The sequence below is a fragment of the Streptococcus bovimastitidis genome (genome assembly GCF_001885095.1).
GTDB lineage: Bacteria > Bacillota > Bacilli > Lactobacillales > Streptococcaceae > Streptococcus > Streptococcus bovimastitidis.
In genome coordinates, this window is record NZ_LZDD01000002.1 from 1 (window position 1) to 11,677 (window position 11,677).

At 37.7% G+C, this 11,677-nt stretch carries 12 protein-coding genes; 2 read left to right on the forward strand and 10 right to left on the reverse strand.

Features of this window, described 5'->3' with window-relative positions; translation table 11 throughout:
- Positions 1–291: 291 nt before the first annotated feature.
- The 3 genes from hpf to A9Q68_RS05750 form a co-directional block, all read right to left on the reverse strand.
- On the reverse strand, positions 292–840 hold the full coding sequence (gene hpf / locus A9Q68_RS05740) for a ribosome hibernation-promoting factor, HPF/YfiA family (protein WP_071793735.1): 549 nt from the start codon (positions 838–840) through the stop codon (positions 292–294).
- Between the two features lie 73 nt (positions 841–913).
- Positions 914–1,594, reverse strand: a complete 681-nt coding sequence (locus tag A9Q68_RS05745; RefSeq protein WP_071793736.1) for a ComF family protein — start codon at positions 1,592–1,594, stop codon at positions 914–916.
- The gene (locus tag A9Q68_RS05750) at positions 1,587–2,885 is read right to left on the reverse strand and encodes an ATP-dependent helicase ComFA (protein ID WP_071793737.1); all 1,299 of its coding nucleotides are present in this window, start codon (positions 2,883–2,885) and stop codon (positions 1,587–1,589) included. Before A9Q68_RS05750 ends, A9Q68_RS05745 begins: the two co-directional genes overlap by 8 nt.
- 55 nt (positions 2,886–2,940) lie before the next feature.
- Between A9Q68_RS05750 and A9Q68_RS05755 the strand changes: the two genes are divergently transcribed.
- Positions 2,941–3,579: a YigZ family protein gene (locus A9Q68_RS05755; protein WP_071793738.1), complete on the forward strand. Its 639-nt coding sequence runs from the start codon at positions 2,941–2,943 to the stop codon at positions 3,577–3,579.
- 101 nt (positions 3,580–3,680) lie between these two features.
- Positions 3,681–4,607, forward strand: a complete 927-nt coding sequence (gene cysK, locus A9Q68_RS05760; RefSeq protein ID WP_071793739.1) for a cysteine synthase A — start codon at positions 3,681–3,683, stop codon at positions 4,605–4,607.
- A gap of 134 nt (positions 4,608–4,741) precedes the next feature.
- Here the strand turns inward: cysK and A9Q68_RS05765 are convergent, their stop codons facing one another.
- The 7 genes from A9Q68_RS05765 to A9Q68_RS05795 form a co-directional block, all read right to left on the reverse strand.
- Positions 4,742–5,101 (reverse strand): S1 RNA-binding domain-containing protein, encoded by a 360-nt coding sequence (locus A9Q68_RS05765; protein WP_071793740.1) that lies wholly within the window; start codon positions 5,099–5,101, stop codon positions 4,742–4,744.
- Entirely contained in the window at positions 5,101–6,501 is a 1,401-nt protein-coding gene (locus A9Q68_RS05770) for a bifunctional Cof-type HAD-IIB family hydrolase/peptidylprolyl isomerase (protein WP_071793741.1), read from the reverse strand. The genes A9Q68_RS05765 and A9Q68_RS05770 overlap by 1 nt, the downstream gene beginning before the upstream one ends.
- A gap of 33 nt (positions 6,502–6,534) precedes the next feature.
- Positions 6,535–7,176 carry a response regulator transcription factor gene (locus A9Q68_RS05775; RefSeq protein ID WP_071793742.1) on the reverse strand — a complete coding sequence of 214 codons (642 nt, stop codon included), beginning with the start codon at positions 7,174–7,176 and terminating at the stop codon, positions 6,535–6,537.
- Positions 7,169–8,173 carry an envelope stress sensor histidine kinase LiaS gene (locus tag A9Q68_RS05780; RefSeq protein ID WP_071793743.1) on the reverse strand — a complete coding sequence of 335 codons (1,005 nt, stop codon included), beginning with the start codon at positions 8,171–8,173 and terminating at the stop codon, positions 7,169–7,171. Before A9Q68_RS05780 ends, A9Q68_RS05775 begins: the two co-directional genes overlap by 8 nt.
- Positions 8,170–8,865 (reverse strand): cell wall-active antibiotics response protein LiaF, encoded by a 696-nt coding sequence (gene liaF / locus A9Q68_RS05785; RefSeq protein WP_071793744.1) that lies wholly within the window; start codon positions 8,863–8,865, stop codon positions 8,170–8,172. Before liaF ends, A9Q68_RS05780 begins: the two co-directional genes overlap by 4 nt.
- Before the next feature lie 108 nt (positions 8,866–8,973).
- Entirely contained in the window at positions 8,974–10,908 is a 1,935-nt protein-coding gene (gene pknB / locus A9Q68_RS05790) for a Stk1 family PASTA domain-containing Ser/Thr kinase (protein ID WP_071793745.1), read from the reverse strand.
- A complete protein-coding gene (locus tag A9Q68_RS05795; protein ID WP_071793746.1) occupies positions 10,905–11,645 on the reverse strand; it encodes a Stp1/IreP family PP2C-type Ser/Thr phosphatase in 741 nt (246 codons plus the stop codon). The genes pknB and A9Q68_RS05795 overlap by 4 nt, the downstream gene beginning before the upstream one ends.
- Positions 11,646–11,677 lie beyond the last annotated feature (32 nt).

Sequence of the window (11,677 nt, forward strand, 5' to 3'; positions counted from 1 at the left end):
TTTTTTACTTCATTGACGGATAATATGCTTCTTAACATATCACCCTCACATTTGGTTTTTCTTGTCTTATTCAGTTCTCAAAGGTCTTGCCATCTCTTACGAGACAACTATTATATTCTATCAGGTCAGTGTGACCTTGTCAACAACTTTTTTCATTTATTTTTTGGGAAATAAATCTAAAATTTGGCAACTTAATTAGTATAGACTATACCTGCCTCTCTTGTCAATATCATTGCTTGCTTTTTTGCACAAAAAAATAACAGGGGTCTAACCCCTGTTATTTGATTTCTATTATTTTGCTTCAATAAGTCCAAGGTCGCCATCTTCACGACGGTAAAGCACATTTGTTTCCCCATCTTCTGAATCTGTATAAATGAAGAAATCATGTCCAAGTAGTTCCATTTGCAGGCGAGCTTCTTCAATATCCATTGGTTTTAAGGTTACGTTTTTAGTACGAACAACTCTTAAAACTGGAGTTTCTTCAACTTCTTCTGCCTCAAATTCACTCGTAAATACTTGACCTGTTGGCATTTTTTCACGGTGTTTTTTAGTAATTTTTGTTTTATTCTTACGAATTTGGCGTTCAATTTTATCAACAACTAAATCAATTGAGCCATACATATCTTGTGAAACATCTTCTGCTCTTAAAGTCATGGAACCAAGTAAAATAGTAACTTCAACTTTAGCAGTCTTTTCACGATAGACTTTTAAATTGACACGAGTATCTATTTCATTATCTTCAACAAAATATTTTTCAATTTTAGCGAGCTTTGATTCAACATAGTCGCGAATTGCATCTGTTACTTCGATATTTTCTCCACGAATACTAAATTTAATCATAAGATACCTCTTTTCCGCGCCTTAAGCGCTTTCTTTACTATTATTATACCGTTTTCATGAAAATTTGCAAGTTTTAACGTACAATACTAAGACTTTTTATTTCTTGAAAACCATTAGCAATTAAGAGTTTATTAATCATATAGATTGTATTTCCGGTCTGATACTTGTCACAAACAATAAGGAGTTTCCTGCCACAAAGTTTTGTCATTATTTCAGGATTGAGTGTATAGTCTTTTCTCAAACTCTTTTCCGTATTAATTGTTGCGTTTTTCTTTTTAACTATTTCATTACATTGAATCAAATCTTCATATGGAATCTTTGAAGCTTCTATTACTGCTCTTACAGGATCATAGCCCAACTTGTCAATTTGCTTTTTTGATGAGGGAATCGGTATCACGTGGTAGTGACTAAATTCCTGAGCAAGATGCTTCCTTAACTTATCTGAAAAGACATTCCTCAAAAGGTAGTCCCCTTGTGTTTTATACAAGTTGAAGAAATCGAACATGGCTTGATTATTCTTGTAAAGGGCATAATGGTCAACAAGATGACCTTTTTCTTCCCACTTCAGACAATCGTTACATATTCCCTGGCAGTCATCCTTGTAACATCTTGGGCAGTGATTTGTTTCTATAGAAACAAATTGATTCTGACAGGAGGAGCAGGTCCACCTTTTCTTATTCTTTAAAGTGAGGATTTCTAATAATGAGTAACTTTCTTGCAAGGGATTCTCACAAAGCAGACAATTCCTAACCATAAGCCTCCTTATTCAGTCCAATTATTTCTTTCCTTGCTTTGTACATTGCTGCGCTAACTCCTTCATGGAAAAAAACAAGCTGCCCATCTGGCCTATCAAACGATCTTCCGACACGACCTGCGATTTGGATGAGGCTGGAAGAATTAAAGAGGTGATGATCAGCAAGCACAACAAAAACATCAACTCCAGGGAAGGTAACACCCCTTTCTAGAATTGTTGTTGAAATCAGGATTCTCAATTTTCCCTCTCGAAAAGCCTCAATTTTTTCTTTCCGTTCTTCTGTTTGACTACTGACATAGGCCATGTCAATCTCATTAAATGATTTTTGTAAGATCTGAAAAAATTCCTGACCTTTTTCGATAACGGGATAGAATATTAAAAGAGGATATGGAGATTGCAATTGTTTTTTGACGGCTTGACGAAGGGCTCTTGGCAATTTCCCCTTCTCTAAAGCTTGCTGAATTTGAAAGACTAGACGAAATTTTGGTACGACCAAAGGGTTATTATGGAAACGCCGTGATAGTGTTAACTTGCTTAGTTGTCCACTTGCTACTTCTTTTTCTAATGCTCTAGTAGAAGTTGCCGTTAAATAGACCAAACGCCCCTCTTCTTTCAAAGCTGATCGAAGGGCATGTTTAAGAACAGGATTATCAACAAATGGAAAGGAGTCAACTTCATCAATAATGATTAAGTCAAAAGCCTGATAGAATTTCAATAGTTGATGGGTCGTCAAAACAATTAGTGGCGATCTCTTATATGGCCCTGACCCAGCATGCATAAGCTGAACGGTACAGGAAATGTCACGCACTAAGCGTTTATGGATTTCAATGCAAACATCAATCCGAGGACTTGCCAAGGCCACCCAACCACCCTGATTAAGGACTCTGGCTAAAAGGGCATAAATCATTTCTGTTTTCCCGGCACCTGTCACTGCATAAACCAAAGTTTTTAGTCCATGCTCGTAGTTTTCCAACAATTTTTTTGAAATTTCTTCTTGAAAAGGTGTTAACTCTCCTTGCCATCTTAAATATTCTCCTTTAGGAAATGGCTGAGCAGGAAAATAATAGAGCTGCGCTTGACTTTCAACGCGACCAAATACAATACATTTCCGACAATAGAATTTCCCGTTTGGTAAGATATGCTCCATAACAGCCTTACTCTGACAGCGTCCGCAGAAAAAATCCTTACCCCGTTTGGTAAAACTAGCCTTAGATTGAGCAAGTTTTTTCAGATTAGAATCCAGTTGGTTTTCCGTAAAAAGGCGACCATAATAATGTGCTAAAGTATCCATACTTATCTATTCGAGATTTTTTGCCAAAAACACCAATTTACTGTAAACTTTTCTTATGGAATCCTATAAAACAATTGAACAAAATGGTCAACACGAAGAAATCATCAAAAAATCTCGCTTTATTTGTCAAGCCTTTCGCATTGAGTCCGAAGAGGAAGGCCGCGAAATCATCGCAAGAATCAAGAAAGAGCATTACAAGGCAAACCATTCTTGCTCAGCCATGATTATTGGTGAAAAAGCGCAAATTAAACGCTCCAGTGATGACGGGGAACCCTCTGGCACAGCTGGTGTACCCATGTTATCCGTCTTAGAAAAGCAAGAATTAACCAATATTTTGCTGGTCGTAACCCGCTATTTTGGTGGTATCAAATTAGGGACCGGTGGCTTAATTCGCGCCTATTCAAGTGCTGTTTCTAGTTGCTTGGAGCACGTCCAAATCGTTGAGGTCAAAGAGCAGGTAGGTATCCGCTTAGAGCTCAGCTATTCTCAATATCAGACCTTCCCCAATTTTTTGGAAGCCTTTGGCCTGATAGAACATAATCCGGAGTTTACGGACAAAGTCTCAACCAGCCTATACTGTGATGGTGATTTTCAAAAAGAACTATTGGAGCAATTGACCCAACATTATCAAGGCAAGTTGGCCTACCAAAAAATTAATCCTAAAGTAATTGAAGTACCAGTACCAAAGCCATGATAGACTAAGCTTATCAGGATAATAAGATTAAACTATTTTACAATTCTAATTGCAGAGCATATACTAGAAGAGAATAATGATCTTATTATAAGGAGAATAGCATGTCAAAAATCTATACAAATATCACGCAATTGATTGGAAATACACCGATCATCAAATTAAACAACTTAACTAGCCCTGATGCTGCTGAGGTTTATGTGAAATTGGAATCTTTTAATCCTGGTTCAAGCGTTAAGGATCGGATTGCTCTTTCAATGATTGAAGCTGCAGAAAAAGAAGGCACAATTAAACCTGGCGATACCATTATCGAGCCAACTAGTGGTAATACTGGTATTGGTTTGGCATGGGTCGGAGCTGCTAAAGGCTATAAAGTTATCATCGTAATGCCTGAAACAATGAGTATTGAGCGTCGCCAATTGATTCAAGCCTACGGTGCTAAATTGGTCCTTACACCTGGTTCTGAGGGAATGAAAGGTGCCATTGCCAAAGCCCAAGCTTTGGCAGAAGAAATTGGTGGTTGGGTTCCTTTACAGTTTAATAATCCAGCCAATCCAAAAATCCATGAAGAAACAACTGGTCAAGAAATCATCGAAGCTTTCAATGAGATTGGTTTGGATGCTTTTGTAGCTGGTGTTGGTACTGGTGGAACAATTACAGGAGTTTCACATGCCTTGAAAAAAGCTATGCCTGGTATCAAAACTTATGCGGTTGAAGCTGATGAATCAGCTGTCCTTTCCGGCCAAGAACCTGGACCTCATAAAATTCAAGGTATCTCAGCTGGTTTCATTCCAGAAACTTTAGACACTAATTCATATGATCAGATTATCCGTGTTACTTCGGAAGATGCTTTTAAAACTGGCCGCTTAGTTGGTGGCAATGAAGGATTCTTAGTCGGTATTTCTGCCGGAGCTGCTATCTTTGCTGCCTTAGAATTGGCAAAAGAATTAGGTAAAGGTAAAAAAGTGCTTGCCCTCTTACCAGATAATGGCGAACGTTACTTATCTACAGAACTTTATCAATTCGATTAATCTTTAAAAAGGTCAAATACATAAAAAAGACAAATTCTTGTTGAATTTGTCTTTTTTATGTATTTGACCTATATACTAGAAAAAAATACGAAGCCATGAAAGTCATGGCTTCGTTAGGGTACTCGGAAATCATTCTAATTTTTTTGTTTAAAATTTTCCAGACCTTCTTTAACCCAATTGTCTAGGTTATCACCTAATGGTTTGAAACCAATATGTAAACGACTATTTGAAAAGCGATGACGATGAGATAAATGGTGTTTTTCTTCTTCCAAGGTCCTCATCGATAGACTGACTTTTTGATTGAACTCATCATAGTCAACGACTTGGACGTCAACTTTTTCTCCAATTGATAAGATGTCATTAATATTGTCAATGAATCCTGTTTTGATTTCTGAAATATGGATTAATCCAGAGGTACCATTATCAAGGGCTACAAAAGCACCATAAGGTTTTATGCCTGTAATGGTCCCATGCAATTTGTCGCCGATTTTCATTAGTCAATAACCTCAATTGTTTCAATAACCACATCTTCTTTTGGCTTATCTTGAGCACCTGTTTCAACTGCAGCAATAGCATCTAATACAGTAAATGATTCTTGATCTAGTAATTGACCAAAAACTGTGTGACGTCTGTCTAAATGTGGTGTTCCACCATTTTCAGCATAAGACTTAGCAATTGGAGCTGGCCAGCCACCACGTTCTAATTCTTTTTGTGCATAAGGAATACGGGCATTTTGAACGATGAAGAACTGGCTACCATTTGTATTTGGTCCAGCATTTGCCATTGATAGAGCTCCACGAAGATTGTAAAGTTCGTCAGAAAATTCATCTTCAAAACTATCACCGTAAATCGATTGTCCACCCATACCAGTACCAGTTGGGTCACCACCTTGAATCATAAAATCAGAAATAATTCGGTGGAAGATAATACCATCATAGTAGCCTTCTTTAGCTAAACCAATGAAGTTAGCAACTGTTTTAGGAGCTTGTTCAGGGAAAAGTTGAAGACTCATTTGACCGTGATTGGTTTTAATAATAGCTTTTGGCCCTTCAACTGTTTCCAATTCTAATTGTGGGAAGTTTAATTCTTTTTCGATCAATCCTAATTCCTCTAAGGCATATAAGATGCCATCTTCTTCTACTTTTTTAGTCACAAAATCAGCCTTTTCTTGAACTAATGGATGAGAAACACCCATGGCTACGCTGATTCCTGCAAAATCAAATAATTCTAAATCATTCAGTTCATCCCCGAAAACAAGAATATTTTCAGGTTTTAGTCCTAGGTGTTCCAGAACTTTGGATACACCTAAAGCTTTGGATGTTCCTTTTAGAACAACATCAGAAGAATTATCATGCCATCTAACAAGTCGTAAATGTTCTGCTAAATCTTCTGGTAATTGTAAGGCATCACCTTGATCTTCAAACGTCCACATTTGGTATACATCATGCTTCTCATTGAAATCAGGATCAACTTCTAAGTCAGCATAGACATGGTCAATGGTATTGCTAACTAAGTCATTTCTTACTGATAGCACCGCTTGGTGGCGGCCAGCCATACCGTAGTGAATACCGACAGCGTCAGCCCATTCCCTATAACGTTTAACAACTTCATACGGAATTGGTGCTTGGAAGATAATATTTTTATCATCATCCTTTGCGTAAGCTCCATTCAACTTAACACAATAGTCAGCATGCAAATTCTGCACATCTTCAGGAACACCATAGCGTGCACGTCCAGAAGCAATCCCTGTCAGAATACCTTTAGCTTTTAATGCTTTAAATACTTTTTGAATTGACTCTGGCATGTAACCCGTATCTTTAACTCGCAAAGTATCATCGATATCAAAGAAAACCATCTTGATTTTCTTAGCTTTATATTTTAATTTTGCGTCCATTATAATCCTCCGTTAACTCCTATCATTATACCACTAATTGTCGTCTTCTGGCACTAAGTGGTGCCGGAAAGCATAGACAACAGCTTGGGTACGGTCGTCAACTTCTAATTTTGCCAAAATATTAGAAACGTGAGTTTTAACGGTTTTCAAGGAAATAAAAAGTTCATCGGCAATAGTTTGGTTATCATATCCTTTGGCCAGCAAATAGAGAATATCGTATTCACGCGCTGTTAACTCTTCATGCAAATCAGGATGCTGATCGTGGGCTTTGATTTTTTTGTCGACTTCCGTCTCAATGGCCAATTGGCCCTTAGACACTTTTCGTATAGCATTGAGGATTTCAGCAGCACTATTTGTTTTGAGCATGTAGCCCTTTGCACCAGCTTCAATCACGGGGTAAATTTTTTCATTATCTAAATAAGAAGTTAAGACCAGAATCTTGGCCTCTGGCCATTTCTGTAAAATTTCTAAAGTCGCTTCGACACCGCCTAGTTCAGGCATAACTAAGTCCATAACCACCACATCTGGTTTCAGTTCAAGAGCCATATCAACACCTTGACGGCCCGTTGCAGCTTCTGCGATGACACTGATGTCTTTTTGCATATTTAAAAAACTTTTCAAACCAAGTCGAACCATCTCGTGGTCGTCGACTAATATTACTGTGATATTATCCATTTTTCTCCTCCGTCACCAAGGGTAGACGAATATCCATTGATACGCCCTTGCCACGTTCGCTAATAAGATTTAAGGAACCCGCAAGATCATCAATCCGATCTTCAATATTTTTCAAACCGTAGCTGAGGTTTCGCACCTCATCCATGTCAAAACCAACACCATTATCAACCATTTTTAATTGGACTTCATTAGGTGTTTGATTGAGATAGAGTTCAATGCGACTAGCATTAGCATGTTTAAGGGTATTACTGATAAACTCTTGAGCAATCCTAAAAAGATTATCCTCAACAGCTTTAGGAAGACTCTTAATATTCTCTTTATAAACAATCTCAATATTACTTTTATCAGTTAATTCTTTGAGAATCATCCGGATACCTTCGGTTAAGGTCCGGTTAGCTAATTCTGTCGGTCTTAAGTGTAATAAGAGAACCCGCAAGTCCTTCTGAGCACTTTGCAACATGGCTTCGACTGTTTGAATTTGTGTATTTAATTCCTCTTTTTCCAAATCATCTATACTCATGGATATTCCCGAAAGTATCATGGAGGAGGCAAAGAGTTCCTGACTTACCGTATCATGCAAATCACGGGCAATCCGTTTCCGTTCCCTTTGAACAATTTTTTGACTATCTAAAATATAGGCACTTTCTTTTTTCTGCAAGCTATTGGTCATATGAAACATCTTTTTCGATAAACGAATCAAATTAATATTAGTTTCTGATGTTTCTTCAAGTTTGATAGGCCGGTTATCAATGATGCGACGGAGATTTTGGTTGATCGTGCGTTTACTAATATCATCAAGAGTAATCCATAGCAAGAGTAACAGCAAAGTCACTGAAACAATTAACAAGAGGATTGAGAAGAAAAGCTTTTCAGCCCGCCAAACATTGAGTCTTAGATAATCCAGGTTCAAACCCAAGTTATCCATGACGACAAAAACAATGGTCAAAATGGTAATGGTTGAATAGAGCCAAACTAATAAATAATAATGTCTTTTCATCGTCTGATCACCTCAACATTTCCAGCAATCGTATTGACGATTATTTTAACCTTCTTGATGGCATCCTGAGACTGGTCGCAACCTAATTTGATGGACTCATTCCGCAAATCATATTCTTCAGTTTTTAAAAATGAAATTGTCGCATAGATTGAAGCAACTTCAAGAGTGACCGCAACATCAATTGGAATCACAATTTTGGTATTACCAAAAACTTTGCGAATCATAATCATATTATCCTGACCTGATACGATGACATGGGTTAAGTCAATGGTATCATTTCCACTAACCCGAACAATATTGATATCATCAAAAGCATAGTAATCACTTTCATAAGTAGCCGCTCCCACCCATTGGTGTTTAGTCTGCTTAACAGCAATTCCTTCTTCCTTAAAGCGAATCAAAGCATATCGATTTTTCTTTTTGACTTGGGAAAAATGGTTGATAAAGACATAAATGATGCCGAAGAGGACCGCTAAAATAATATAGGGGTTGAGCATGAAGATGAGGAAAAGTAATAATAAACTTACCGTTAGGATAAAATTATTCCGACTATCTTGATTGTAAAAGCGCAGGGCCAGCAAAATAATGACGACAATAAAAATAAAACTAGCCACATCATTGGCCAGAATGGTCATAATGCCCATGGCTAAAAGGATACATTCTACTAATAAAAAGAATTGAAATTTTTTCATTGTTCTCCTTCCACTACTAGTCATTTTATCAAAAAACATGGAGAATTTCATTAATAGCCTTTAAAGATGACAAAAGACTTGATAAATAACCTTATCAAGTCTTTTTTATTATTGTGCTGGCGTAACAGCCGGGTCTGTGTTTGAAGCAGAGCCAGAACTTGATGGCGTTGTTTCACTAGCACTTGGATTTGTTGTCCCAGAGTTTGCATCCGTTGAATTCGTTTTTTCTTCTGTAGATGTTTCACTTGTTTGAGAAGAAGAAGAACTTTCAGACGGAGTAACTGTTGCTGTATCACCACTGATATAAAGGATTACTTCTGAAGTATCCCTTATAGAAACCTGTCCATTATATAAGGGATCTTGATAGGTGATTACCATATCCGATGTAGGCTTTTCAATTAAAGATGTTGTACCATCAGCATTCAGTTGATAAACCTTTATTCTATCTGAGTCAATTCCAAGATCGGTTAAGATTGATTTAGCTTCTTTATATGATTTATAAGTTAAATCAGGCATTGCAATTGGATCAGTTGTCGCTACTGTTAGGGTGAATTTCTTCTTACCATTAGGGTTGAAGTGACCACCTTTAGCCACTGATTGACTGACAACAAGGTCTTGTTTGTCATAATCCGTTGTGATTTTACGTTTAACCTTAATTTGACTGCGTTTCAAACCATAATTTTTCATCAGTTCATCAATAACACTTTGGTATTCCTTACCTTTATAGTTTTTAACCTTAAAGCCGGCACTTCCTTTGGAAACAAAGATATTGACTTTAGAACCTTCACGTTTGGTTGTCCCCGCCACTGGGTCCGTTTCAACGACCGAACCTTCAGCAACTTCGTCACTTTTAATATCCGTCACTTGTCCCACTTTAAAGCCTAGCGTCTTCAATTCCGCTTTTGCTGTTTGCAAATCGCTTCCGCTTAAATTAGGAACCTTGACATTTGCAGGTCTCGTCAGGATAAGGAAAGTGAAAATAGCTACGCCTACAACAAAGAAGGCAAATAATATTTTGAATAGAGTCCCTAAGAATCGACCACGTTTCTTTTCCTTTTTAGGAGCTTTACTAGCTTCAACAGCTGTTGGCCCACTTGCTTTATTAGTAGCAGGACTAGGATTTGGTTTTGGAGTCGTATTGGGAACTGGAGTTACTTTTGGTAATGGTTTAGTGTTTTCACCATCATCAAAGACAAGTTTTTTCTCACGACTGCGGTTATAAGATAGTGCAGTCATCAAGTCCCTACTCATGTCAAAAGTCGTCGCATAACGATCACTTAATTTTTTAGCAGTCGCTTTAATAACAACATTTTCAAGAGCTTGTGGTACTTGTGGATTTTCATCTAAGATAGAAGGCAGCGGTTTTTGGAAATGCTGTAAAGCAATGGTTACGGCACTATCACCATCATATGGAATATGACCCGTTAACATTTCATAGAGCATAATCCCCATAGCATAAATATCACTTTGAATAGTCGCTTTTGAACCACGCGCCTGCTCAGGTGACAAATAATGAACACTACCTAACATAGAGTTGGTTTGTGTTAGGGAAGTTTCAGCAAAAGCCACGGCAATACCGAAGTCAGTTACCTTAACCACACCTGCCTTAGTTAAGAGGATATTTTGGGGTTTCAAGTCACGATGGACAATGCCTTTTTGGTGGGCTAAAGTCATCGCTGACAAGACTTCTTCCATAATCCGAACAACTTGATTATTGGAAAGTGGTGCATTGTCTTGAATGAATTTCTTAAGGTCAGCTCCGTCAACATATTCCATAACTAAGAATTGCTGTCCGTCTTCTTCGCCTATATCTCTAATGGCTACGATGTTTGGATGATTTAATTCTGCCATGGCTCTTGCTTCCCGTTGGAAACGGGCAACAGCTACCTGGTCAGTTTGATAATTGGTCCGCAATACTTTAATTGCAACATCTTCATTATCTAAAATTAAATCATTGGCTAAATAAACATCTGCCATGCCTCCACGGCCAATAGATTTCAATATGCGATAGCGACCAGCAAATAATTTGCCAATCTGTATCATTTCCCATCCTCACTTTCGTTATGAACCAAAGCGATTGTAATATTATCTAATCCTCCACGGAGGTTAGCTAATGAGACCAATTCTTGATTTTTTTCATCAAGACTGATATCTCTGGAAAGTATTTCTACGATTTCAGCATTTGTCACCATGTTGGTTAAACCATCAGAATTAATGACTAGATAGTCATCTTTTTCTAAGACTTTCAAGCCTAGATCAGTTTCTACTGGTGAAGCTTGACCAATGGATTGGGTGATAATATTCTTTTGTGGATGACCAGTTGCTTCTTCTTCTGTAATCTGACCAGCTTTGACCAGCTCGTTTACTAAAGAATGGTCACTGGTTAGCAAATGATATTCGCCATTTTTAACCAAACCAATACGGGAATCACCGACATGGGCAAAAATAGCATTATTTTCAACTAAGGCTACCGCCTCAACCGTTGTACCCATACCTTTATAGTCTTCAGTCTGACCCATTTGGTAAACGCGTTTATTTTCGGATTCAATGGTTTCAAGCAACCATTCCTTGATCTGACTTAATTCCGTCAACTCAGTTTGAACCCACTCTTTGCCAAGATCTGTCACAGTCATTTCGCTAGCAATATTTCCGGCTCTATGACCGCCCATACCATCAGCTAAAACGACCAGGGTAATCCCCTTTTTGTTATCAAATTTATTGATAAAATCTTGATTATTTGAGCGTTTTTGCCCAATATCTGTTATTAATGAAATCTTCATATGTCTTTTCTGACTAAGTCAGTCTCCTCCTA

What these genes read in the sequence shown, in the direction of transcription:
- pknB (WP_071793745.1), bottom strand. Translation starts at nt 10,908, where the DNA reads ATGATACAGATTGGCAAATTATTTGCTGGTCGCTATCGCATATTGAAA.
- cysK (WP_071793739.1), top strand. Translation starts at nt 3,681, where the DNA reads ATGTCAAAAATCTATACAAATATCACGCAATTGATTGGAAATACACCG.
- hpf (WP_071793735.1), bottom strand. Translation starts at nt 840, where the DNA reads ATGATTAAATTTAGTATTCGTGGAGAAAATATCGAAGTAACAGATGCA.
- A9Q68_RS05765 (WP_071793740.1), bottom strand. Translation starts at nt 5,101, where the DNA reads ATGAAAATCGGCGACAAATTGCATGGGACCATTACAGGCATAAAACCT.
- A9Q68_RS05755 (WP_071793738.1), top strand. Translation starts at nt 2,941, where the DNA reads ATGGAATCCTATAAAACAATTGAACAAAATGGTCAACACGAAGAAATC.
- A9Q68_RS05795 (WP_071793746.1), bottom strand. Translation starts at nt 11,645, where the DNA reads ATGAAGATTTCATTAATAACAGATATTGGGCAAAAACGCTCAAATAAT.
- A9Q68_RS05745 (WP_071793736.1), bottom strand. Translation starts at nt 1,594, where the DNA reads ATGGTTAGGAATTGTCTGCTTTGTGAGAATCCCTTGCAAGAAAGTTAC.
- A9Q68_RS05780 (WP_071793743.1), bottom strand. Translation starts at nt 8,173, where the DNA reads ATGAAAAGACATTATTATTTATTAGTTTGGCTCTATTCAACCATTACC.
- A9Q68_RS05770 (WP_071793741.1), bottom strand. Translation starts at nt 6,501, where the DNA reads ATGGACGCAAAATTAAAATATAAAGCTAAGAAAATCAAGATGGTTTTC.
- liaF (WP_071793744.1), bottom strand. Translation starts at nt 8,865, where the DNA reads ATGAAAAAATTTCAATTCTTTTTATTAGTAGAATGTATCCTTTTAGCC.
- A9Q68_RS05775 (WP_071793742.1), bottom strand. Translation starts at nt 7,176, where the DNA reads ATGGATAATATCACAGTAATATTAGTCGACGACCACGAGATGGTTCGA.
- A9Q68_RS05750 (WP_071793737.1), bottom strand. Translation starts at nt 2,885, where the DNA reads ATGGATACTTTAGCACATTATTATGGTCGCCTTTTTACGGAAAACCAA.